The 22,917-nt window shown below is 60.6% G+C and carries 19 protein-coding genes; 9 read left to right on the forward strand and 10 right to left on the reverse strand.

Features of this window, described 5'->3' with window-relative positions; all coding sequences use genetic code 11:
- Positions 1–38: 38 nt before the first annotated feature.
- The 3 genes from QRN41_RS05620 to QRN41_RS05630 all read left to right on the forward strand — a co-directional run bounded on the left by QRN41_RS05620 (position 39) and on the right by QRN41_RS05630 (position 6,291).
- Positions 39–482: a hypothetical protein gene (locus QRN41_RS05620; RefSeq protein WP_285421297.1), complete on the forward strand. Its 444-nt coding sequence runs from the start codon at positions 39–41 to the stop codon at positions 480–482.
- A 160-nt stretch (positions 483–642) separates the two neighbouring features.
- Entirely contained in the window at positions 643–3,351 is a 2,709-nt protein-coding gene (locus tag QRN41_RS05625; RefSeq protein WP_285421298.1) for a hypothetical protein, read from the forward strand.
- 249 nt (positions 3,352–3,600) lie between these two features.
- Entirely contained in the window at positions 3,601–6,291 is a 2,691-nt protein-coding gene (locus QRN41_RS05630) for a hypothetical protein (protein WP_285421299.1), read from the forward strand.
- 319 nt (positions 6,292–6,610) lie between these two features.
- Here the strand turns inward: QRN41_RS05630 and dsbG are convergent, their stop codons facing one another.
- Genes dsbG through dsbD form a run of 3 tightly spaced genes read right to left on the reverse strand, consistent with a single transcriptional unit; the run spans position 6,611 to position 9,926 of the window.
- On the reverse strand, positions 6,611–7,372 hold the full coding sequence (gene dsbG / locus QRN41_RS05635) for a thiol:disulfide interchange protein DsbG (RefSeq protein WP_034138809.1): 762 nt from the start codon (positions 7,370–7,372) through the stop codon (positions 6,611–6,613).
- Complete coding sequence (locus QRN41_RS05640) at positions 7,348–8,199, reverse strand: TlpA disulfide reductase family protein (protein ID WP_285421300.1); 852 nt, start codon at positions 8,197–8,199, stop codon at positions 7,348–7,350. The genes dsbG and QRN41_RS05640 overlap by 25 nt, the downstream gene beginning before the upstream one ends.
- On the reverse strand, positions 8,199–9,926 hold the full coding sequence (dsbD, locus tag QRN41_RS05645) for a protein-disulfide reductase DsbD (protein WP_285421301.1): 1,728 nt from the start codon (positions 9,924–9,926) through the stop codon (positions 8,199–8,201). Before dsbD ends, QRN41_RS05640 begins: the two co-directional genes overlap by 1 nt.
- Before the next feature lie 177 nt (positions 9,927–10,103).
- On the opposite strand from dsbD, the gene QRN41_RS05650 reads away from it, so the two are divergent.
- The 5 genes from QRN41_RS05650 (at position 10,104) to QRN41_RS05670 (ending at position 15,080) form a co-directional block, all read left to right on the forward strand.
- Complete coding sequence (locus QRN41_RS05650; RefSeq protein ID WP_034138806.1) at positions 10,104–10,784, forward strand: response regulator; 681 nt, start codon at positions 10,104–10,106, stop codon at positions 10,782–10,784.
- Positions 10,781–12,103 carry an ATP-binding protein gene (locus QRN41_RS05655; RefSeq protein ID WP_285421302.1) on the forward strand — a complete coding sequence of 441 codons (1,323 nt, stop codon included), beginning with the start codon at positions 10,781–10,783 and terminating at the stop codon, positions 12,101–12,103. Before QRN41_RS05650 ends, QRN41_RS05655 begins: the two co-directional genes overlap by 4 nt.
- Positions 12,104–12,227: 124 nt before the next feature.
- Positions 12,228–12,995, forward strand: a complete 768-nt coding sequence (locus tag QRN41_RS05660; protein WP_285421303.1) for an N-acetylmuramoyl-L-alanine amidase — start codon at positions 12,228–12,230, stop codon at positions 12,993–12,995.
- Between the two features lie 382 nt (positions 12,996–13,377).
- Positions 13,378–14,772, forward strand: coding sequence for an aspartate aminotransferase family protein (locus QRN41_RS05665; RefSeq protein ID WP_034138804.1), 1,395 nt, complete (start codon positions 13,378–13,380; stop codon positions 14,770–14,772).
- An 83-nt stretch (positions 14,773–14,855) separates the two neighbouring features.
- Positions 14,856–15,080 (forward strand): MbtH family protein, encoded by a 225-nt coding sequence (locus QRN41_RS05670; protein ID WP_034099405.1) that lies wholly within the window; start codon positions 14,856–14,858, stop codon positions 15,078–15,080.
- A gap of 37 nt (positions 15,081–15,117) precedes the next feature.
- On the opposite strand, the gene QRN41_RS05675 is transcribed toward QRN41_RS05670, so the two are convergent.
- The 7 genes from QRN41_RS05675 to minC all read right to left on the reverse strand — a co-directional run bounded on the left by QRN41_RS05675 (position 15,118) and on the right by minC (position 21,857).
- The gene (locus tag QRN41_RS05675; RefSeq protein ID WP_285421304.1) at positions 15,118–17,283 is read right to left on the reverse strand and encodes a mechanosensitive ion channel family protein; all 2,166 of its coding nucleotides are present in this window, start codon (positions 17,281–17,283) and stop codon (positions 15,118–15,120) included.
- A gap of 72 nt (positions 17,284–17,355) precedes the next feature.
- Positions 17,356–17,532 carry a hypothetical protein gene (locus tag QRN41_RS05680; RefSeq protein WP_016970148.1) on the reverse strand — a complete coding sequence of 59 codons (177 nt, stop codon included), beginning with the start codon at positions 17,530–17,532 and terminating at the stop codon, positions 17,356–17,358.
- A 124-nt stretch (positions 17,533–17,656) separates the two neighbouring features.
- On the reverse strand, positions 17,657–18,946 hold the full coding sequence (locus QRN41_RS05685; protein ID WP_034114690.1) for a M18 family aminopeptidase: 1,290 nt from the start codon (positions 18,944–18,946) through the stop codon (positions 17,657–17,659).
- 170 nt (positions 18,947–19,116) lie between these two features.
- Positions 19,117–19,752, reverse strand: coding sequence for an RluA family pseudouridine synthase (locus QRN41_RS05690; RefSeq protein WP_034099399.1), 636 nt, complete (start codon positions 19,750–19,752; stop codon positions 19,117–19,119).
- 96 nt (positions 19,753–19,848) lie between these two features.
- A complete protein-coding gene (gene minE, locus QRN41_RS05695; RefSeq protein WP_003175252.1) occupies positions 19,849–20,103 on the reverse strand; it encodes a cell division topological specificity factor MinE in 255 nt (84 codons plus the stop codon).
- 3 nt (positions 20,104–20,106) lie between these two features.
- Entirely contained in the window at positions 20,107–20,919 is an 813-nt protein-coding gene (gene minD, locus QRN41_RS05700) for a septum site-determining protein MinD (protein ID WP_094064907.1), read from the reverse strand.
- A gap of 200 nt (positions 20,920–21,119) precedes the next feature.
- Positions 21,120–21,857, reverse strand: a complete 738-nt coding sequence (gene minC / locus QRN41_RS05705) for a septum site-determining protein MinC (RefSeq protein ID WP_034099395.1) — start codon at positions 21,855–21,857, stop codon at positions 21,120–21,122.
- Positions 21,858–21,976: 119 nt separating this feature from the next.
- Between minC and QRN41_RS05710 the strand changes: the two genes are divergently transcribed.
- Positions 21,977–22,912, forward strand: a complete 936-nt coding sequence (locus QRN41_RS05710; protein ID WP_034138803.1) for a lipid A biosynthesis lauroyl acyltransferase — start codon at positions 21,977–21,979, stop codon at positions 22,910–22,912.
- Positions 22,913–22,917: the final 5 nt, after the last annotated feature.

The raw sequence follows: 22,917 nt of genomic DNA on the forward strand, positions 1-22,917 counted from the left end.
CTGTGTTTTCATCGAGGACGTGTAGATACCACGCCCCGATGGCGCCAGTCCAAGTTGACCCGGCTATCCTCGCCCATTTCTGCGGCCACGCAACCGAGCAAGGTAAAGTGCTCGCACCTCGATTAATCGACGAAAAAATCTACCAGAACACGCCAACATACGACATGCACGATCACGAAGGGGACGAGATCGTTGAGATCCCGCTGCCGGATCTTGCCCAGCAAGGAGATAAGGTTTACTGCACCGTTGTGATTGAGCAATGCAGTGGGAAACCGGCTTTCTACACTGTGGCGTACGACTACGCGTTAACGGCTGATGATATAGCTTCCGGTGAACGCCTAACTTTTCCCATCGCCCGTGGCTGGCTGGCACGGCAAAAACCACGCTACGAGTCGATCACTTGCCAAGCAGCCTGGATCACGAATGGTTTGCCGGCCCAACCGCCGGCTGAAGTTGGAAATCCTGATGAAGAGACTGGTTGAAAGGTATGTCCATGCCACTGGTCGTGCCGTGCCTGATCATTCATCAGAACTGTCAACTTTGACAGTAGGCAAGGCTCACGTTCCCAGCGTTAGATAACGGAGTTTCTGACCTAAAGGCCAGGCCCACCGACCGTATCCAACGTTGGAAAGGAGTCTTATCGTGGCTAAAAAAACCGTGCGCGCTTCTACCGCCCCTTCACATGCCTCTATCCCAGCGCAGGTTTCCTCGGCAAAGCCAAAGGCGGAGTTGCCTTACCCGATCATAGAATTCGCTGCCAATAACAGTGTGCTGTATCCCATGGACGTGCTGGAGGGCACCCGCGCGACGTTGACTCTGCCGGCGGGGGCCACCCATGTCCTGTTCTATATGGCTATCGAAGGCCAGGAGGAGCCAACATTCGAGCCGGTGTCTGTCGAGGATGGGGTGGATGTCGTCGAGATCCCCGCCCAGTTAATCAGTTACTGCATCGGGCACACGGTCTTGATGCGGTACACGGCCACCGTTGGCGGGCAGCTCCGTGAGTCCTTGACGCTGGAGCTGCAGGTTCAGCACATCCTTGAGGATGACCTGCTTGATTCAAGGCCCGTGTTCAAGAATTCGACCAACGAGTGGAACACGTGGTGGCTAAGGATGCACAATTTCAGCGGCGATGAAATTGTCGAGATCAAAGCCTGGCCAATGATCTATCCGGGGCAGCGATTGTTTGTCACCGTTGCCGGTAATCAGCACATCGCGCCCTATCGTTTCATCTGGGTGGCCTTGGGGCATGTGGTGCAACCCGGTGAGGCACACGCGGATCACATCTTCAGGTTTCGCCTGTCGCGAGGATGGTTGTCCAGGCTCGGGGATTACTCGGCAATCACCGCCCACTTGGGCGTTATCTGGGACACAACCGTACCTGTGTTTCCGGAACCGGGCGACCCCATGCATGAGAACCCGCTACCCGTCAACGCGCAAGACTTTCACCTACGCACTACGTCGTTGCTGGAGGTCGACCCGACCCAGGAACTTTCTGCCCCGCACTTACGCGAATCGGTGGAGTTGCCACCGGGTCACTGGCAGGTCAACCCGGCCAATACCGTCAACGGTGGGCACGCCATCGTCGCCTATGACGGCATGGCTCAAGACGATCATGTCTGCGCTTATGCATCTGGGCCGAATGGCGTGCGAGTGCCCCTCGGTTGCCAGGACGTCGTGGCGGGCCAAGCAAGTCTGTCGTTTGATGTCGCTCCCGACCTCTTCGCGGCGCTGTTCAACCAAACCCTGACGCTGGACTACAGCCTTCAGTTCAACCACTACGCACCCCAGCGTTCGCCGGAGCGGGTAGTCAAGGTGTTAGGTCCTCAACTCACCACACCGGACATTGAAGAGGTAACGTCCGGGGTACTGGATCTCAACACATTCCACGGCGATGCAACCGCTTTGGTGCCGATCTGGGATTATGCGAAGGAGGGGGCTTGTTGCTGGATGTGGATCACCGGGGTGCTTGAGGATGGCAGTGCCCATGGGTTCGATGTTCTGGTCAGTGAACCCCTGACGACCGCTTGGCTGGCCGATGGTGTGGTTACCGCGATCGCACGGGACAAGTTGCGCGAACTGGCCGACTGCAGCGTCATGGTCTTGCATTTTGCCGCCAGCTTCGATGGTTTGTGTGAGCGTGAAACGGCGTTGGAATTTCCAAGCAGGCGGTTCCACTTGGTTCAAGAAAACGTGGAGCTCACTGCGCCGGCCGTACTTGAAGCGGTCGGCTCGCAGCTGACGATCTGGAATGGTCGATTCGGCGTGACAGTCCGAGTCGCATATGAGCGGATAAATCCCAATGACACCATCACTGGCTATTGGGTCAAACCAAACGGCGCCCGTCTACCACTGGGGCCTGAGCCAGGTAATAGCGAATCAGGTTATGTTGATTTTTCCATTCCCCGCGAAGCCGTGATTCGAGGCGCGGGGCAAACGATCCAGGTCAGTTACACCGTTGCAAGTGCTTGTAAGGTGCGTGAATCCAAGGTGCTGAAGTTAACGATCAGCCAGCCTGTGCGCTTGCCGACACCTGTCGTACCGCAGGCAACACCACCGGCTACCCAGGGCGGGCTTCTGGATTTGGCGAGCTTTGCGGGAGATGCCTCGATCACTGTGGAAAAATGGTGGTTCGCGTTAGTGGGGCAGCGGGTCTGGCTGAAATGTACGGGGGTAAAAAAGGACGACAGCGCTTATACCTTCTATGTTTCCAACGGCTCGATCCTCACGCAGGATGATGTGAATGAAGGGCTGGTCCGAAAGTTGGACCGAGCGCACCTTGAACTTTTGAAACACGACTCTCCTCTTGTCGTCACTTGTACTGCGACGACAGATGAAAGCCAGCACGAGCGAGATGGGATTGTTTTTCCAGTGCTGAACTTGGTTGTGCGCAGAATTCTGATCTGTGAAATAGAGCGATTTGAAGACTTGGCGCGGGGGACGTACAGCGCAGGGGGCCGCATCCAGACGCCGTTGATGACGATAACCTTTGAATCTGGGGCGGGTTTGGCGGGTATTGTCCGATATGGCAATAATCAGTTCTATTCGGGCAATCATTTTGTCATGTGTCAAAACGTCGGGTATCAAGTCCCACCGCAATTGCACCGCATTGAATTTAGTCGAGCATTGGAGTCGGTCCGGTTCAGTTGGTCCTGGAAGCAACGCCCGGCACACGTCACGTTCTACGACGAAGATGGTCAGGTGATTACCTCGGCCAATTATCCTGACGACTGGCAAGGCGGGTTCTGGGTGGAACACACTACGACGCCTGGTACTGCGATCAAGTCAATGCTCATTCATGTGGAAGATTACTCGTTTATTGACAACTTCAGCATGTGCTACAGGACTTGATTGGATGCTCGTGTGCGGGCTGCGTGCGTACGCTGTGTCAAAAAATGTAGTGCTTATTCCATGTTGAGGCAGTTCGTGACGGTTCATCTGCGGTGAGGCGAGTTGATGAACCGTTCGTCTGAGACCTCGGCGTTACGCTATAAACCTGTCAATTTTGACAGTTGTCGACGTTATGGATGAAGCGCTCACTAGGGGGGAGCTTTAATCCCGAAAGGTTCGGGACGTACCCCCTAGAACGGAGCTTTTGTCATGACTAAAGAAAATAAGGCACCTGCATCCTCCTCAATCGTCGCTCCTGCAAAACCCACCAAAGCGTCCAAGCCCAAAGCCGTGGAGGTCGATGCCCCATCAATTTCCAGTGAAGTGGATGGCACCGTTGTACCCTCCGACATGCCCGGTACCTATCTGACGGTAGACGCACGCATGGACAGTTCGCCGATCACCGTCATGTTCAGTGCCAAGGAGGCGCCTGAGCTGAAGCTCGAAAACATCGTGGATTCCAGCGGCAATTCAGGCGCCCGCATGATTAAGATCCCGTTGGATTACCTGACGAAGACCATGGGCTTCACGCTGCTGGTCTCATATAAGGGCAAATCACAAGGTCAGGTAGCCGCTTCGCTGGTTAAGGAGGTGGGAATATCGTTTTACCCGGCCAGTGAAAGTGAAGACCTTGCCCCGCGTTTGCTTCACGAAGAAAACGTTAATAACACACCGACCTATGACATGAAGGACCACACCGGCAACGAGACGGTGCTGGTGCCGGTGCATCCTCTGGCCAAAGCCGGAGACAAGGTTTATTGCACCGCGGTAACCGAACAGGACGCCATCCCCCATGTGTTTTACACGGTGATTTACGACCATGTGCTCACGGCCGAGGAGGCGGTTGCGGGCTATGTCTTGCGTCCGCAGATTGCTCGCGGATGGCTGGCGCGCCGCAAGCGCTGGCGGACGATCACCCTGCAGTCGGCGTGGATCACCAGCGGTTTGCCGGCCGAACCGCCAGCGGATGTCCCCCCTCACCTTGAAACACGGCTGCCGAGAAACGCGCTCGAAGTTCAACGTCGTCGCACGGCGGCTTTGATCGTGGACCCAGGACTGGAGCTGGAGCCTCCACACCTGCGTCAGTCGGTGGCGTTCGAGGACCAATGGTGGCTCAACCCGAGACTCACTGAGGCGGGCGGGGACGTAGACACCCCTCAGTTGGATACCTATGCCGGCGACCGCGTGTGTTTTTCTCTCAGCGGGTCCGGTTATGAGCCCGAGCCGCTGGGCTGCGTGACCATCGCGAATGATGGAGCTCCGGCGTCCGTCAAACTGTCGTCCTGTGCAATCGCGTGCTTCTTCGACACCTCGATGAAGTTGAGCTACACGGTGCAGTTTCCCAATGGGGATGAGCCGCAGCAATCGCCCTCCCGGCTCGTGAATGTTTCGGTGCCTGAGTTTCTCCACCCGGGAATTGAAGAGGCCACGAACGATGATTTGGACCTGAGTACCTTTACAGGCGCCGCCACCGCGACAGTGCCCGTCTGGGCCTATGCCGAGTGCTCGAACGCTTGCTGGATGTGGATCACTGGAGAACACGAAGGCGGTGATGCTTACCGGTTCGATATTTTGAAGGCGGCACCGGTTACGGACGATTGGAAGGCCGAGGGTGTCGAAGCCACTATTCCAAGACGGCAGCTACAATTGCTGGCCGATTGCAGTCGTTTCGAGCTGCACTTTGCGGTGAGTTTTTGTGATGTCAGCGACATTGCACAGGCCTATGAGTTTCCGGTTCAGACTTACAAGATCGAGCAGGAACCGCTGGCGCTGGTTGCCCCCGCAGTGTCCGAAGCGGTGGGTTCCAACCTGATTGCCTGGAATGGGCGTAATGGCGTGCATGTCGAAGTGAATTACGTCGGTATCGGGCCCCAACACAGCATCAGCGTCTGCTGGAAAAAACCGGATGGCATGTGTTGGGTACTGGATTCCAAACCCGGAAGTACGGGAGGCACTATCAGCTTTGCCTTACCCGCGGAAGCGGTGATCGAAAGCATGGGCAAAACAGTGTCGATCACCTACACCGTCAACACGGCATGCAAGGTACAGACGTCAACGCCGTTGAACTTGACGATCAGCTTGCCGACACGCCTGGAAACGCCGAACGTGCTGGAAGCTACGCCACCCAGGACTCAAAATGCCATTTTGGATCTGCGTACGTTTGCGGGAAATGCCAACTCGCAGGAAGACCCGATGTGGTTCTTGCGGGCGGGGCAGAAGTGTTGGTTGCGGGCGACGGGGACTGCTAAGAGTGGCCATCCGCACTCTTTCGACGTGTACGCGGCCAGAACTATCACCGAGGGAGAAGTCGCCGTGGGGGTAGCGAACCTTGTCTTACGCTCTGAGTTAGAAGTACTGATGGACAGTACCAACTTGACTTTGACTTTCAGTGTGGCAACGGATGGCAGCTTGACAGCCAACGTGGTGTGCCCAGAGCGTGTATTGAGTGTGCGCACAATCACGAAGATCATTGAAGATTTTGCGACGTTGCCTTACGGTCAGCACCCTGCTGGGGCTATTGTACAAGCGCCGACGATGTCTATTACGGCTCAGTCAGGTTACGTCGGTATTCATGCTGCGAACCCGGCCGTTCCAGGAATGACTGAAGGGAATGCCATAGCGCTGAATTGTGCTGCGCCTACTGAGCAACAAAGGCCCATCCAGACGGTAGATCTGTTTCTCAAGCAAGAATATATGCGTGTCAGATTCTCCTTTACACGCAACGCGTATTACGGCGCTTGCTATTTTTATGATGCCGCAGGACAGCAACTCGGGGTTCGTTCTAATTTACCTCTCAATAGCTGGGTTGATTTCACTGCTCCTGACGGTCGTCAAATAGCGAAGATCAGTGTGGTTAACCAGCAGCACTCTTATTTGGATAGTTTTGAATTGTATCGATAATGGAGTGAGCGACAGCACTTGTTCAAGTGCTCTGACATACGTCAGAGCACTCTTTTTTTTAAAAAGTGCCCTGGTTTTTTTGGCGGATGGCAGAACCCTGGTGGGCCCGGTGCTTATTCCAAGTCAGAGCTGGCAAACCCTTAAAGGTACGTTTTCCGCCACTGCCACGACCATGATGTTAGCTCTCTACAATCATGTGGCTACAGGGATAGGTAACGATTACGCGGTTGATAACATCCGCGTAAGGGAGCTGTAACCGGCTGTTCCATTACGCCCGGAGTGCCCGCTTATTGCGGGCATTTCTCTATATTGGCAGGCGTTACTTCGGTCCAAGTATCTTCACCAACTTATCCGGCGACGGCGCACCTTGCTGTTGCTGCAACCCGCCTTTGTCATCCAGATAGAAAATCGCCGGTGTCGCCGACAACTCCAGTTCATCCATCAACTTCATATTGGCATCGAGCTTGGCTTCGATATCCGCCGGGATCTTGGCCAGCGCCTGCAACTTGCTGCCTTTGCCGGCGGCTTCGTGTTCTTCCAGGGCTTTTTGCGGGTCCTTGGCGGCCAGCAGCGCAGCGGATTTGCCGGGGCTGTCTTCGCGGATGATGCCGACCATGATGTGGCGCAGTTGCACCTTGCCGGCCTTGACCCAAGGTCGCGCCTGTTCCCAGAACATGTTGCAGTAAGGGCAGTTGGGGTCGCTGAACAGGTAGACGATGCGCGGTGCCTTAACGTCGCCGTCCTGGATCCAGCTGCTGTGTTCCATCTTGGCCCAGACTTCCTTGGCCATCGGCGCATACACCAGTTTTTCCAGGGGCGCATTGCTCAGGTCGTTGCCCTGGGCGTCGTAGAGGCTGCCGGCGATCACGTGTTTGCCATCGGCGGTGAGATACAGCGCCATGCCACGGTTCTGGTATTGCGCGGCGTAGCCGGTGAGGCCGCTGGGGGCGTCGAATTTGCCGATGATCTTGGCGCCCTTGGCTTCGATCTGCTTGATCGGCGCCGGCCAGTCTTCGGCTTGGGCCAGGGAGGCCGCCAGCGTCAGCGGCAGCAGGGTCAGCAGGTGGCGGAGGCGGGGCATGTCGGTTTCCTTGTGGCGGTGGGGACGGTGTCGAAGGGTTCCATGGCACGGGCCAGGCTGGCCTGGGACAACTCGCCCAAATGGCTGTTGATCAAGCGTCCGTCAGGTGTGTAGAACAGCGTGGTCGGCAGGGCCATGGAGCCCACGGCCTGGCCGAGGCGGCCACTGGCGTCGAACAAGACGTTGTCCAGGGTCAGGCCCTGGGTGGCGAGGAAGGTACTGACGCTTTGCATGCTTTCGGCCTGGTTGACGAACAGGAAGGTCACGTCGGGGCGCATGCGTTGGGCGCTTTCCAGCACCGGCATTTCGCGCCGGCACGGCGGGCACCAGGTGGCCCACAGATTGATCACCAGCGGCCCGCCCTGGTAGTCGACCAGTTGCACCACGTCACCATTGGCATTGCGCAAGGTGATGTCCGGCAGGCGCGTGCCTTTTTCATACACGCTCAATGAGAGGCTGGTCATGCCCCAGAACAGCAGGCCGGTGATGACGCCGGCGCTCAGCGGCTTGCGCAGCGCCGGGCGGCGCCAGCCGTAGAGCAGGGCGCCGAGGATCAGTGCGACCACGCCCGGCCAAGCCAGGAAACCGCCGTCGCGCAGGTCGACCATTTGCACTGGGTCGTTGCGGTAGTAGTTCCAGTACATCAGTACGAAACTGACGCGCGCGGTAAGCATGCCTAGTAGAAACAGGCTGAACAGCACCGACTCCGGGTTTTCACCGCCACGCTTGGCCACGCGCCAACCCACCAGGGTGGCGAGAATCAGCGCGCCGATCAGCAGGATGTGATTCAGGGCGATGGCGAAGGTGCCGATGGTCAGGGTCAGCATCAGAGGGCGTCCCGGGCTTGGGTCCAGCGTTGCAGGAAGGTCATCGCGTCGACTTCACCGGTAATGCGATGGGTGCGGCGTTCCTGGCCGTCCGGGCCGATCCACACGAAACTCGGCGGCCCCGGCACCTGGTAGCGGCCCAGCAGTTCGCGGCTGGCCGGGTTGTCGGCGGTGACGTCCAGGCGCAACAGGCGCACATCTTTGAGGGCGGCGAGGACTTCGGGGCGGCCGAACACCTGTTTCTCCATGATCTTGCACGACACGCACCAGTCGGCGTAGTAATCCACCAGCACCCATTGGCCCTGGGCCTTGGCACTGTCGAGTTGGCTTTGCAGCGCGGCTGGGTCGTTGAGGGTCAGGAAGGCGTCGTGGGCCGTCGGCGCGGCGGCGGTACCCGAGCCGTTGTACACCTTCAACGGCTGCCACGGTTCGTCGCTGCCACCGGCGGCGCCCACCAGCATCAGCGCGCCCCACAGGCCCAGCACCACGGAACCGGCGCCGAACAGCATGGCCACCCGCCCGAAATCCTGGGCCAGGCGCCAGCCGCAATAGGCCATGGCCATCGCCAGCGCGCCCCACAGGGCGAGCCACAGGCTTTCATCCACCACAGGGCGAATCATCAGCACGGCAGTGCCCAGGAACAGGAAGCCGAATACCCCCTTGAGTACGTTCATCCAGGTGCCCGGCTTGGGCAGGAAGCGATTGCCCACGGTCACCAATAGCAACAGCGGGACGCCGATACCGATGCCCATGGCGAACAGGATCAACCCACCGTGCAGCGCATTGCCGCTCTGGGCGATGTACAACAGCGCGCCGGCCAGGGGCGCGGTCATGCACGGCCCCACCAGCAGGCCGGACAATGCGCCGAGCACGCCCGCGCCGACCAGGCTACCGCCGCTCTGGTTGCGGCTGACGTTATCCAAACGATCCCGCAGGGCCACTGGCAGTTGCAGCTCGAAGAAGCCGAACATCGGCAGGGCCAGGATCACGAACAATGCCGCGAAACTGCCGAGGATCCAGGGGGTTTGCAGCAGCGCCGCGAGGTTGGCGCCGAGCAGGGCGGCCAGCACGCCCAGCGCGGCATACACCAGCGCCATGCACACCACATAGCTGCCGGCCAGGGCAAAGCCGCGACGCGGACTGGCGCCGCTGCCGACCACCAGGCCGGCGAGAATCGGCAGCATCGGCAACGAGCAGGGCGCGAACGCCAGCAGCAGGCCCAGGCCAAAGAACACCAGCAGGCTCCAACCCAGGCTGCGTTGTTGCAGACCGCTGGCCAGGCTTTGATCCTGCGCCTGCGCAGTGGCGGCTACCGCCGGGTTGCCGCCCAGGTCCACGGTGATCGATTGCGGCGGGTAGCACAGGCCGGCGTCGGCGCAGCCCTGCCAACCCAGTTTGACCTGGCCGGTGGTGCCCGCCGGCAGTTTGACTTCCAGGCCCTGGCGATACACCTGCTGCTCGCCGAAGAATTCATCGCTATGGGCTTCGCCCTGGGGCAGCACGGGCTTTTCGGCAAGGCCGTCGAACTTCATGCGTTGCTGGTACAGGTAGTAGCCGTCGGCAATCTGCCAATACAACTGGGTCTCGCCACTTTCAAGGCGCTCGGAAGTAAAGGTGAAGGCCTTGCCCACCGGGAGGAACTCGGGTTTGGTGTCGAAGGGGTTACCCGGCGCGGCCTGGGCGAACCCGGCGAACATCACCAGTAGAAAGGTCAACAGAAGCCGCATGGTCAAGCCTTAGTTCGATACAAGTGAGGCACACAATGTGTGGCGTTGATTAACCGATGATTAACCGGGCGCTATTCTAAAGTGTAGGGAATATCTGAGGGTGCATCTTTTCACGGCATAATCCGCGCTTAATCGGTTGGTTCTTTAATCTCCCCCATCTTTGACGAAGGGTTCTCCATGCACGTATTGGTCTGCGAAGACGACGAACTGATCGCCAGCGGCATCGTGGCCGGCCTCACCGCCCAAGGCTTTACGGTCGAGCGCGTGGCCACGGCAGCGGCCGCGCGCGCGATGCTCAAGGCCGCGACCTTCGACATCATGGTGCTCGACCTCGGCCTGCCCGACGAAGACGGCCTTAAGCTATTGCAGCAACAGCGCAGCCAGGGCCTGGAGATTCCGGTGCTGATCCTCACCGCGCGGGATTCGGTGACCAACCGCGTCGACGGCCTGCAGGCCGGGGCCGACGACTACCTGCTCAAGCCCTTCGACCTGCGCGAATTGGCCGCGCGTCTGCAAACCCTGCTGCGGCGGGTGGCCGGGCGCAGCGTCAACCTGATCGAACACGGCCGCCTGACCTACGACCCCAGCAGCCGCGAAACCTTTCTGGGCGGTCAGCCGGTGGACCTGTCGCGCCGGGAACAGGCGTTGCTGCAAGCGTTGCTGCACAACAAGGGGCGTGTGCTGTCCAGCGAGCAGCTCAAGGACAGCGTCTACGGCTTCAATGACGAACTGGAAAGCAACGCCCTCAACGTGCATATCCACCACCTGCGGCGCAAATTGGGCAACGGCATCGTCGAGACCGTGCGCGGCCTGGGCTACCGCCTGGGGCCGGCGGACGGGGGAGAGGACGCGTCGTGAAAAGCCTGCGCCTGCGCCTGACCTTCAAGTTGGGCGCTGCGTTCGTATTGATCTGGGCCCTGGCGGCGGCCTGGATGCTCAATGACCTGCGCAACCAGATGATGTTCTCCCTCGACCAGCGCCTGGTGGCGTCGGCGCGCATGGTGGCCGGGTTGACCGAGCAGATGCCGGGCCTGGCCAGCGTCAGCGGCGGTGCGCATTTCAGTGCCGAACAACTCAATGTGCCGGGCGGCATGGCCTGCCAGGTCAGCTCCCTGCGTGGGGAAATTCTCGCGCGCAGCCACACCACCCCGGATGAAGGGCTGGAGTCGCGCAAAAGCGGCTTTCGCGATCAGGTTATCGACGGCGTGGGTTGGCGCAGCTTTACCTTGTCCCGTGGCGACCTGCTGATCACCACCGCTGACCGTCAGGTGGAGCGCGAGGCGTTGAACCTGTCGATCCTGCTGGCGGCGTCGGTGCCGGTGGGCGTGGCGATGCTGGGCTGCCTATGCCTGCTGTGGCTGGGCATCGGCCAGAGCCTGCTGCCGCTTAACCGCATGCGCGATGCGCTGATGCGGCGCAGCGCCGATTCCCTCGAACCGCTGCAGATCCACCCGCTCCCCAGCGAACTCAAGCCGCTGCTCGACACCCAGAACCAACTGTTGCAGCGCATCGCCAAGGCCATCGAGCGCGAACGCCGCCTCACCGGCGATGCGGCCCATGAACTGCGCAGCCCGCTGACGGCGATCAAGACCCACCTGCAAGTGGCGCGCATGACCGACGGCGCGGCGCGCGACCAGTCCCTGGCCCATGCCGAGGAGGGTGCCGACCGCCTGCACCGCACCCTGGAACAATTGCTGTTGCTGGCGCGGGTGGAAGGTAGCCTGTCGTTTGACGATGGTTTGCAGTCCAGCGCTGAAGAAGTCGCGCGCTTGGCAATCCAGGACGCCAGCGCCGGCGACAACGGGCGCATCGACCTGATCCTCTCGGACAACCTCTGCGGCGCCCCGGTGGACATGCCGGTGGGCCTGGCCGTGGCCGCGCTGCGCAACTTGCTGGACAACGCCCTGCGCCACACCCCAGCCCACACCCGCGTGGAACTGAGCCTGTTCAACGACGCCGACAAGGTAGTGTTCCGCGTGCGTGACCATGGCGAGCAGATCTCCAGCGAAGACCTGCAATACCTCACCCAGCGTTTCTGGCGCAACGGCAGCAGCGAAGGCTGCGGCCTGGGCCTGGCGATTGTGCAGGCGATCGTGCAGCGCTGTGGTTGCTCACTGAACTTCGACAGCCAGCCCGATGGCCTGCGGGTCGAGCTGGGCATGCTGCTGCGACGCTGATCCCTTTTCTTTCCGGTGCCAAATAGTTACCGCCCCCTTGAAGTGGAAGGCTTCAGGATGGCGGTAATTTTTTTGCGCTTGAACGGGCCGAAAGACTCGGCCTGAATTGAAAAGGACGCTTCTTATGTTGGTCATCGACACCAGTTTTTCCGCCACGGGCTGCAACGAACGTAACGGCGAGTCCGTGCGGCAGGTGATCCTGCATTACACCGCGGCACCGTTTGCCGCGTCTCTGCGCACCCTGACCCAGGCTGCCGTGAGTGCCCACTACCTGTTGCCCGACCCCGACGACCCCGGCTACCGCGCCGCCGGGTACGAGGAACTGCGCGTGTTTCGCCTGGTGGATGAACGTCAGTGCGCCTGGCACGCCGGGGCCAGCCAATGGGGTGGGCGCGACAACCTCAATGCACGGTCGATTGGCATCGAGATCGTCAACCTGGCGCGGGATGAGGCGGGTGTGTTTGTTTTTCCTGGGTTTGCCGAAGCACAGATCGAGGCGCTGACTGCGCTGCTGCATGATGTGCTGGGGCGTTATCCGCAGATCGAACCCACGGACATCCTCGGCCATAGCGACGTGGCGTACTGGCGCAAAAGCGATCCGGGGCCGCGACTGCCGTGGCAGCGCTTGTCGGAGGCGGGCCTGGGCGCTTGGTTCGACGAGTCGACCCGGGCCATGTATCAACGCCGATTCTGCGTCGGCTTACCCCCGGAGGTGGAAGTGGAGCGGGCGTTCCAGCGCTACGGCTACAAGCCGGCGCAGAACCGCCAGGCGTTCGAATCGCGGACACGGGCGTTTCAGATGCACTTTCGGCCACGGGACTACCGAGGCGTGCTGGATGCCGAGACCTGCGCGATTCTGTATGCCTTGAATGAAAAATACCGCGGGCTCTGAAGCCCGGCGCAGGGCAAGCCTGGTCACCACAAGAACCTCATTTTCTCAGGTTATGTTTTCACCGAAGATCTATAGATACCTATGGCCATCGGGGGCAAGCCCCCTCCCACAGTTTTGACCGATTTCACTTTAACCGAGCCATTGCTCCATTTCGAAAACAAAGGTCATCCCAATGTGGGAGGGGGCTTGCCCCCGATGGCACTGGATCAGCCAATAGAGTTGCCGATTGATCCCCCGCTATCAGGTGCAATCATCACTGCCGCCTAAATCCTCTTCTCGCTGGTGCGTTTCCAGAACAGGAAATCCGTGCGCATGCCCTTGGGCCAGACGCCAACGGATCGGCAGTTTGGTCACCATCATCCGCGTATTGAGGGATCGAGAGATGTCAGTCGCTATCAGCCGTATTGAAGATACCCAAGTGCATGAAACGCTTTATCAGTTCGACGAAACCCCGCTGCTGGCCCGCCAGCGTCAGCAGGAGTCCAATGCGCGCAGTTATCCGCGGCGTATCCCCCTGGCGCTGAAGCGGGCCAAGGGCATTTACGTGGAGGACGTGGAGGGCCGACGCTTTATCGATTGCCTGGCCGGCGCCGGTACGCTGGCGCTGGGGCATAACCACTCCGTGGTGATCGACGCCATCCAGCAGGTGCTGAGCGATGAATTGCCGCTGCACACCCTCGACCTGACCACGCCGGTCAAGGATCAGTTTGTGCAGGACTTGTTCGGCCTGCTGCCGGCTGAGCTGGCGCAGCAAGCCAAGATCCAGTTCTGCGGCCCCACCGGCACCGATGCGGTGGAAGCCGCGCTGAAACTGGTGCGCACCGCCACTGGGCGCAGTACGGTGTTGTCGTTCCAGGGCGGTTACCACGGCATGAGCCAAGGCGCGTTGAGCCTGATGGGCAGCCTGGGGCCGAAGAAACCGCTGGGTGCCCTGCTCGGCAATGGTGTGCAATTCCTGCCGTTCCCCTATGACTACCGTTGCCCGTTCGGCCTGGGCGGCGCGGAGGGCGTGCGGGTCAACCTGCATTACCTGGAAAACCTGCTCAACGACCCCGAAGCCGGCGTGCTGCTGCCGGCGGCGGTGATTGTGGAAGTGGTGCAAGGCGAGGGCGGCGTGATTCCGGCCGACCTCGATTGGCTACGCGGCCTGCGGCGTATCACCGAACAGGCGGGCGTGGCATTGATCGTCGATGAGATCCAGAGCGGCTTCGGTCGCACCGGCAAGATGTTTGCGTTTGAACACGCCGGCATCATCCCGGACGTGGTGGTGCTGTCCAAGGCTATCGGCGGCAGCCTGCCGTTGGCGGTGGTGGTGTACCGCGACTGGCTCGACACCTGGCTGCCGGGCGCCCATGCCGGCACGTTTCGTGGCAACCAGATGGCAATGGCGGCGGGCTCGGCGGTAATGCGCTACCTCAAGGCCCACGATTTGCCGGGTCACGCGGCGGCGATGGGCGAGCGCCTGGGTGAACACCTGCGCCTGTTGCAGCGCGACTACCCACACCTGGGGGATATCCGTGGGCGTGGGTTGATGCTCGGTGTTGAGCTGGTAGACCCCCACGGCGCGCTCGACAGTCAGGGCCACCCCCCGGTGCATCGCCAGTTGGCGCCGTTGGTGCAGCGCGAATGCCTCAAGCGCGGCTTGATCCTGGAGCTGGGCGGTCGCCACGCCAGCGTGGTGCGCTTCTTGCCGCCGCTGGTGATCACCGCCGGCGAAATCGACCAAGTGGCCGATATTTTCGGCCGCGCCCTGGCGGCAGCCGTCGCCAGTCTCTAATTTTTTGCGCGCCCGCTACGTTTCTACAGATATCGATGCTGCGCGTGGTGCGCAGCCCAGCCTTTGAACGATGGAGAACAGCAATGACCTCAGTATTTGACCGCGACGACATCCTGTTTCAGGTAGTGGTCAACCATGAAGAACAGTATTCCATCTGGCCCGATTACAAGGCTGTGCCGGACGGCTGGCGTACCGTGGGCAAGAGCGGTTTCAAGAAAGAATGCCTGGCCTACATCGAAGAAGTCTGGACCGACATGCGTCCGTTGAGCCTGCGCCAGAAGATGGATGGCGCGGCACTGGCCGGTTGATCTCTCTCGCCTCCCGATCCCGCCATGGGATCGGGAGTTAGACGCTCTTGTCTTTTTCCTGCCCTGACGCCGCCGTCACCACCTGCACGCTCAAGCGCGGCGTGGCCAGGTCCAGGCCAGCTTCATCCAGCTGACGCTTGAGCGACAGGTTGAACGCCCGCGACACTTCCCACTGTTTGATCGGCGCGGTCTTGAATCGGGCGCGCAGGATTGCGCTGCCGGACTCAAAGCTCTCCACCCCCTGAATCTCCAGCGGCGACCAGATATTGCGACGCTGCATCGGGTCGTTGCGGATTTTCTGGCCCACGTCGCGGATCAGCTTGATCGCGTCGTCGATGTCCATGTTGTAAGGGATCGCCACGCGGAAGATCGCGTAGCCGAACTCCCGCGAGTAGTTCTTGATGCTCTTGATTTCGCTGAACGGAATGGTGTGCACGATGCCGTCGATGTCGCGCAGGCGCACGGTGCGGATGGTCAGGCCCTCGACCGTGCCCAGGTGGCCACCGACGTCCACGTAGTCGTCGATGGCCAGGGAGTCCTCGATGATGATGAACAGGCCGGTGATCAGGTCCGCCACCAGCGATTGCGCACCGAAGCCGATGGCCAGGCCGATCACACCGGCACCGGCCAGCAGCGGCGTGACGTTCATGCCCATATTCGCCAGGGCGACGATGGCGGCGATGATGAAAATGGTCACGAACAGCACGTTGCGGATCAACGGCATCATGGTCTGCGCGCGGGCGTTGGCCAGGCCTTTGCGCGAGCGGGTCAAGGCGTGGTGGATCGCGGTGTCGCTGAGGATCCAGATCAGCCAGGCAAACAGCAGCGTGCCGCCCAGGCCGAACAGCTTGACGCTGATTTCATGGCCGTCGCCTTCGGTAAAGCGAATCAACGACAGGCCCCAGACCCGCAGACCCAGTTCGATAAACGCCAGCCATACCAGCAAGTGGGCGAGGGTGTAGAAAAAACTCTTCAGGCGCTCGGAATACAGCGCATGGCGCTTGTGCCCGCGCTGGGGCTTGAGCGAATGGCGGCGTACCAGGCCGTTGATCACCATGCACAACACCAGCAGCACCGTGCACAGCAGCGACTGGCGCAGGGCGGTGCTGGTGTCGCCGGCCGACAGAAACGTGGCGAACAGCGAGATGCCCACCAGCAACAGCGCCGGCAAGTACCAGAACGTGCCGATGATCGACAGCGTGTCGCTGAGGGTGCGCCGTGTGAGGCGGCGCGACAGTGGCTGGTTGCGGATCAGATGCGCGATCGGCCGACGAAAACGCAGGATAAACACCCCAGTGGACAACGCCGCCATCACATTGGCCACGGTCGCGGCGGTGTGTGCCAAGTGCTGCCCTAGGGATTGCATTAGACGCGGGTCGCTCAGGGCTTCGCCGAAGGCGGCGAAACTGCCGATCAGCCACAGCGGACGAAAAGCCTGATGGCGCAGGATGTACAGCGCACGATGGCGATGCGGGCCGTCGAGCAGGGAGAACGCAATCACACAGATTGCGGAAAAACAGGTGCCCACCACCAGCGCATAGGCCAGCACCATCGCCAGGGATTTGCCCAGGGACGAGGGCAGGGCGTAGCTCAGGTACACGGTGATCACCAGCGCGATCAGCCACGGCCCGAGTTTGCGCAGGGCAAAGCGCAGCATGTCCCAGGTGCGTGGGTGCTGCGGCAATTCTTCGGGCAGGCCGAAGCGCTCGCGCACGCGGTGGCTGAGCCAGATCAGCGCGGCGGCGAGCAGGCTCCACACCGCCAGAATCAAGGCAAAGCCGAAAATAATCGGTAGCCATTCGCTGGCCGGCAGCATCAGGGCTTCAAGTTCGTCCTTGGCCTGATCGACTTCATCGGACCAACGCCCCAGTGGGCTGTCGCTGCCGGAAAATTGCTGTTCCAGGCCTGACAAGGTGCTGCCGATCAAGCCGAGTACGCCTTGCTCGGCGGCCGGCTGAGCCTTTTGCGTGGCGGCGCGCAGTTTCTTCAGGTCACTGAGCAGTTGAGTGCGCTGCTGGTCGTTCTCCAGGGTTTTGATCACCTCGTCCAACGACTGCCCCAGCGGTACTTCGGCCTGGGGTTGGGCTTTATTGCCGCCGTTGAGCAGCCCCGGCAGGCCCGCTGCGTAGGCAGGCGCGATCGGCAGCAGGATAAGCAGGGCAAGCAACAGGGAACAGGGCAGGGCAAACAGACGGGAAAGCACGAGGCGGTCAACCTTGGAGACGACGAATTGACCGAGTGTACGAGGGCGCTATGCCAGATGCGAGTGCAATTCTTATTCAGCCAGTTTGGCGAGGATTTTGTACACCACGGTGCCCAGGATCAGCAGCATGCCGACCCACATGCCGAACACGCCCAGGGGCTTGTCGCGAAAGTTGAAACCCACTGCCAGCATGATCATGCCGATCAGGATAGGGATAAGCATGGCGTGGAACGAGGACATGGAAATCATGGAACGACGGCCTTGTCTGACGGGGAATATCGACCAGTCTAGGTCGGATTGCAGAAAGTGCAGATGATGCAGATCAGCTTTAGGCAAAACCCAATGAGGGAGGGGCTGCCCCCTCCCTCATTGATCAGGGCAGGTCGTGGCTGGCGTAGAACGCGCCCAGCACCTTCACCAAATGCGCCAAGTCATGGCTGCCGCACAGTTCGCGGATCGAGTGCATGGCAAATGTCGGCAAACCAATGTCCACGGTGCGCACACCCAGGTGGCTGGCGGTAATCGGGCCGATGGTGGAGCCGCAGCCCATGTCGCTGCGCACCACGAAGCTCTGCACCGGTACTTCCTGGGCCATGCACAGATGGCGGAAGAACCCGGCGGTTTCGCTGTTGGTGGCGTAGCGCTGGTTGCTGTTGACCTTGATCACCGGGCCGGCATTGAGCTTGGGGCCGTGGTTGGCGTCGTGCTTGTCGGCGTAATTCGGATGCACGCCGTGGGCGTTGTCCGCAGACACCAGCAGGGATTTCTGGATGGTCCGTACGAATTCATCACCTTCAGGCAACAGGCGACGCAGGGTCTGTTCCAGCATCGGGCCGTCGGCGCCGCAGGCCGAGCATGAACCGACTTCTTCATGGTCATTGCATACCAGCACGCAGGTTTCGTCGCTGTCGCTGGTGAGCAGGGCTTGCAGGCCGGCGTAGCACGACAGCAGGTTGTCCAGGCGCGCACCGGCGATAAAGTCGCCGTTGAGGCCGATCACCGCAGCGCTTTGGGTGTCGTAGAAGCTCAACTCGTAGTCGAGCACCACGTCGGCATTGAGCCCATGCTCGCGGGCCAGTTGGTCGGTGAGTACGGCGCGGAAATCCACGCGCTCGTCACCGGCAAACTGCGCCAGGATCGGCGGCAGTTCGGTCTGGGCATTGATCGCCCAGCCCTGGTTGGCTTCGCGATTGAGGTGGATGGCCAGGTTGGGGATGATCGCGATCGGCAGCTTGAAGTCGATCAATTGGCTTTCGACCTTGCCGTCACGGCGGAAAGTCACGCGGCCGGCCAGGGAAAGGTCGCGGTCGAACCACGGCGCCAGCAGCGCACCGCCGTAGACTTCCACGCCCAACTGCCAGAAGCCCTGGCGCTGCAACTCCGGCTGCGGCTTGACCCGCAGGCACGGGCTGTCGGTATGGGCGCCGACCAGGCGAATACCGCCCTGCAGCGGCGACTGGCGGCCGAGCTTGAAGGCGATGATCGAGGAGTCGTTACGGGTAACGTAATAGCGCCCGTTGGCTTCGGTGGCCCAGGTTTCGCGCTCGTCGAGACGCTGGTAACCGGCCGCTTCCAGGCGCTGGGCCAGGGCGGCGGTGGCATGAAAAGGAGTAGGGGAGGCCTTGAGAAAGTCGATCAGGCCTTGATTCAACGCTTCGCGCATAAATAGCTCCAGACAGCAATGCGCGGAGTTTACCGTTCGATGGCGGCAAGTGCACATAACAAATGTGGGAGACGGCTTGCCCCCGATTGCAGTGTGTCAGTCAGTACATCTGCCACTGATACGCCGTCATCGGGGGCAAGCTCCCTCCCACATTTGCCTGTGTTGACCACTTAAAAGGGTGCGGGGCACTCGAAGCGTAAGCGCTCGCCGCTTTGCGGATGGGTAAAGCTGAGCATGCTCGCGTGCAGGCACAGGCGCGGCCACGCAGCCAGGGCTTGTTCGTGGGCGTAAAGGCCATCCCCCAACAGAGGGTGGCCGATGGATAGCATATGCACACGCAATTGGTGCGAACGCCCGGTGATCGGCGTCAGCTCAACGCGACACCAATCGCCACAACGTTCCAGCACCTTCCAGAAGGTCAGTGCATGCTTGCCGAATTCGTGGTCCACCACATGCCGGGGCTTGGTGGGTGGGTCGTAGCGCAAGGGCAGGTCGATGCTGCCGCTATCCAGTGCCGGTTGGCCCCAGGCCAGGGCGGTGTAGGCCTTTTCGGTTTCACGGTCGTGAAATTGACGGGACAGCTCGCGGTGAGTATCGGCGTCGCGGGCCAGCAGGATGATGCCCGAGGTTTCCCAGTCCAGCCGGTGGACGATGCGAGCTTCGGGGTAGCCGTTTTCCTGCAGGCGCGTGATCAGGCAGTCCTTGTTGTCATCGGCGCGGCCAGGCACCGAGAGCAGCAGGGTCGGCTTGTTCACCACCAGGACCGCGTCGTCCTGGTAGAGGATATGAATGTTGGACAACGGCATTAAACAGCCTCGTAACAAACGCCAACGGCGGCTGGGCCGTCCGCTTCCCGTAAAGGGAGCCGCACGCCCCAGCCGCCGTGGCGACCGCCCGTTCGATCAACGATCGGGCAGGGTGATATTGAGTTCCAGAATCGAGCAGCTGCCGTCATTTTCCAGGGCGACATGCACGTCATCGTTGCCGATATTGACGTACTTGCGGATCACTTCGACCAGTTCCTTCTGCAAGGCTGGCAGGTAATCCGGTGTGCTGCGTTGGCCGCGTTCGTGCGCCACGATGATCTGTAGACGCTCTTTCGCGACCGACGCGGTGCTTGGCTTTTTGTTGGCGCGAAAGAAGTCGAGAAATTTCATTGTTTAGTTGCCTCCAAAGATACGCTCGAAGAATCCCTTCTTCTTGACATCGAGGAAGCGATGTTCCACGGACTTGCCCAGCAGGCGATCGACCGCATCGCTGTACGCCTGGCCGGCGTCGCTCTGGTCGTCGAGAATTACCGGAACACCTTGGTTGGAGGCTTTGAGCACCGCCTGGGATTCTGGAATGACGCCCAGCAGGGTCACGGCCAGGATCTCCTTCACGTCTTCAACGCCGAGCATTTCGCCGTTGCTGACGCGCTCAGGGTTGTAGCGGGTGAGCAGCAAGTGCTCCTTGATCGGGTCCTGGCCTTCTTCGGCACGCTTGGATTTGCTGGCCAGCAGGCCAAGCATGCGGTCCGAGTCACGTACCGAGGAGACTTCCGGGTTGGTCACGACGATGGCTTCGTCGGCGAAGTACATGGCCAGGTGCGCGCCTGTCTCGATACCCGCTGGGGAATCGCAGACCACGTATTCGAAGGTTTCCTTCAGCTCAGCAAGGACTTTGCCTACGCCTTCTTTGGTCAGCGCTTCTTTGTCGCGGGTCTGGCTGGCGGCCAGTACGTACAGGTTCTCAAGGCGCTTGTCCTTGATCAGGGCCTGTTGCAGGTTGGCTTCGCCGTTGACCACGTTGACGAAGTCGTACACCACGCGGCGTTCGCAGCCCATGATCAGGTCGAGGTTACGCAAACCGACGTCGAAGTCGACGATGACTGTCTTGTGGCCGCGCAGTGCGAGGCCGGTACCGATAGCGGCGCTGGTGGTGGTCTTACCCACACCACCCTTGCCGGATGTAACCACGAGAATCTTGGCCAAGGTGTTTCACCCCTAAGGAAAAAGGACTTTTCAGCCCCTGAAAAACATCTCTTGGAACTCGCTGCAGGCGGACAGCTACTGTAGGAAAAAGCTGTGGTTTCCGCGGGGAAACGCCAGCTTTCAGTTATTCCTACACAAGTCTTGCCGGTTTCGCTGTGCTATCAGAGTCTAGAGATGCTTGGAAAATGCGGCAGTATCCGTTAAAGCCGGATGATGTTCAACACATCGCCCGACAGGTTGACCTGAACGGCGGCCCCCCACAGCGGGTCGCGGCGCAAATCTTCGGAGACCTTGTATTGGCCGGCAATGGACACCAGTTCAGCGGTCAATTGCTGGCAAAAAATTCGGGCCTTGGTGTCACCCTTGATACCGGCGAGGGCGCGTCCGCGCATCGGGCCGTATACATGGATGTTGCCATCGGCCAGAAGTTCCGCGCCGGGACTGACCGAAGAGACCACCACCAGGTCGCCGCCCTGGGCGTAAATCTGCTGCCCGCCGCGTACGGGGGTGGTAATGATCTTTGTAGGCTTTATCGTCGGCTCGGGCGGTTTTTCCGGTTTTTTCTTTACGTCGCCTTCCGTCGGATCCAATGGACGTTCGCGCGCGCCGGACGGCGGCAGTACTGGTAGTTCAATGGCGATGGCGGCGGCAATGTCTTCGATGCGGCTGGCGCGGATGGCCAGGGTGCGCAGGCCATGGGAGCGGCACACGCGCATCAGACCAGGCAGGTCGATGGCGCCCTGGCCGGCGGGCAGTTTGTCCAGAGCCAGCACCAGCGGGGCGTTGTTGAAGAAGTTCGGCGCCAGGGCGACCTTGGCGGCCAATTGGCGGTCCAGGGCGTCGAGGTCGTTGCGCGCCAGTTCCAGCACGGTGATGGCGAGCATGCTGCCTTTCAACTGGAACACGGGATCTTGGTCTAGCGGTTCGGTTTGGCTCATGGTCGGCAAAAGCGGCTTGTCACGAAAAGTGTCGAGACTTATAACGAGAACACTCACTGGCCGCAAGCCGAGTCGAACCGTTGTAGAATGCGCGGCCCTTGTCTTTACCGGAATCTGTAATGGATCGCCCGCGTTTTCGAGCTGTATTTTTTCACCCGCGATTTTGGCTGTTATGGCTGGGACTCGGCCTCCTATGGCTGGTGACCCAATTGCCGTACCGCGCCCTGCTGACCATCGGTCGGTTGTTGGGCGCGGGCATGTACCGCGTGGCCGGCGAACGCCGCCGCATCGCCGCGCGCAACCTGGAATTGTGCTTCCCGGAAAAAACCGCCAAGGAGCGCAAGCGCCTGCTCAAGGAAAACTTCGCCTCCACCGGCATCGCCTTTTTTGAAATGGCCATGAGCTGGTGGTGGTCGCGTCAGCGCCTGGCGCGGCTGGCCCATGTTGAAGGCCTGGAGCATCTCAAGCAGGCACAGTTGGATGGCAAGGGCGTAATCCTGATGGCCCTGCACTTCACCACTCTGGAAATCGGCGCGGCATTGCTCGGCCAGAAGCACACCATCGACGGCATGTACCGCGAGCACGGCAACCCGTTGTTCGACTTTATCCAACGCCGTGGCCGCGAGCGCCATAACCTCGATTCCCTGGCCGTGGAGCGCGAAGACGTGCGCGGCATGCTCAAGCTGCTGCGCGCCGGCCGTGCCATCTGGTACGCACCGGATCAGGACTACGGCGCCAAGCAAAGTATTTTCGTGCCGCTGTTCGGCATCCAGGCCGCCACCGTGACCGCCACCAGCAAGTTCGCTCGCTTGGGCAAGGCGCTGGTGGTGCCGTTCACTCAAGAGCGTCTGGCCGATGGCAGTGGCTACCGCCTGGTGATTCACCCGCCGCTGACCGACTTCCCCGGCGAAAGCGACGAGGTGGACTGCCTGCGCATCAACCAGTGGGTCGAAGCCTCCGTGCGCGAATGCCCCGAGCAATACCTGTGGACCCACCGCCGCTTCAAGAGCCGGCCACCGGGTGAACCCAAGCTGTACGAAAAACGCCGTCGATAAGAACG

It is taken from the genome of Pseudomonas sp. efr-133-TYG-23, assembly GCF_030209215.1.
Lineage (GTDB): Bacteria > Pseudomonadota > Gammaproteobacteria > Pseudomonadales > Pseudomonadaceae > Aquipseudomonas > Aquipseudomonas rhodesiae.